Source organism: Acinetobacter sp. Swhac1 (assembly GCF_013390985.1).
GTDB classification, from domain to species: domain Bacteria; phylum Pseudomonadota; class Gammaproteobacteria; order Pseudomonadales; family Moraxellaceae; genus Acinetobacter; species Acinetobacter towneri.
Genome location: NZ_JACASN010000112.1, coordinates 1 through 821, shown reverse-complemented (window position 1 = coordinate 821; position 821 = coordinate 1). Strand labels below are relative to the sequence as shown.

1 protein-coding gene is annotated in these 821 nt (G+C 52.4%); it reads right to left on the bottom strand.

From position 1 onward, the window contains the following. Positions 1–53 precede the first annotated feature (53 nt). A complete protein-coding gene (locus HX743_RS16195) occupies positions 54–758 on the bottom strand; it encodes an IS6-like element IS26 family transposase (RefSeq protein ID WP_001067855.1) in 705 nt (234 codons plus the stop codon). Positions 759–821 lie beyond the last annotated feature (63 nt).

Sequence of the window (821 nt, the reverse complement as noted above, 5' to 3'; positions counted from 1 at the left end):
AGGCACTGTTGCAAAGTTAGCGATGAGGCAGCCTTTTGTCTTATTCAAAGGCCTTACATTTCAAAAACTCTGCTTACCAGGCGCATTTCGCCCAGGGGATCACCATAATAAAATGCTGAGGCCTGGCCTTTGCGTAGTGCACGCATCACCTCAATACCTTTGATGGTGGCGTAAGCCGTCTTCATGGATTTAAATCCCAGCGTGGCGCCGATTATCCGTTTCAGTTTGCCATGATCGCATTCAATCACGTTGTTCCGGTACTTAATCTGTCGGTGTTCAACGTCAGACGGGCACCGGCCTTCGCGTTTGAGCAGAGCAAGCGCGCGACCATAGGCGGGCGCTTTATCCGTGTTGATGAATCGCGGGATCTGCCACTTCTTCACGTTGTTGAGGATTTTACCCAGAAACCGGTATGCAGCTTTGCTGTTACGACGGGAGGAGAGATAAAAATCGACAGTGCGGCCCCGGCTGTCGACGGCCCGGTACAGATACGCCCAGCGGCCATTGACCTTCACGTAGGTTTCATCCATGTGCCACGGGCAAAGATCGGAAGGGTTACGCCAGTACCAGCGCAGCCGTTTTTCCATTTCAGGCGCATAACGCTGAACCCAGCGGTAAATCGTGGAGTGATCGACATTCACTCCGCGTTCAGCCAGCATCTCCTGCAGCTCACGGTAACTGATGCCGTATTTGCAGTACCAGCGTACGGCCCACAGAATGATGTCACGCTGAAAATGCCGGCCTTTGAATGGGTTCATGTGCAGCTCCATCAGCAAAAGGGGATGATAAGTTTATCACCACCGACTATTTGCAACAGTGCC

Coding starts and splice junctions, on each gene's coding strand:
- HX743_RS16195 (WP_001067855.1), bottom strand. CDS start 758: ATGAACCCATTCAAAGGCCGGCATTTTCAGCGTGACATCATTCTGTGG.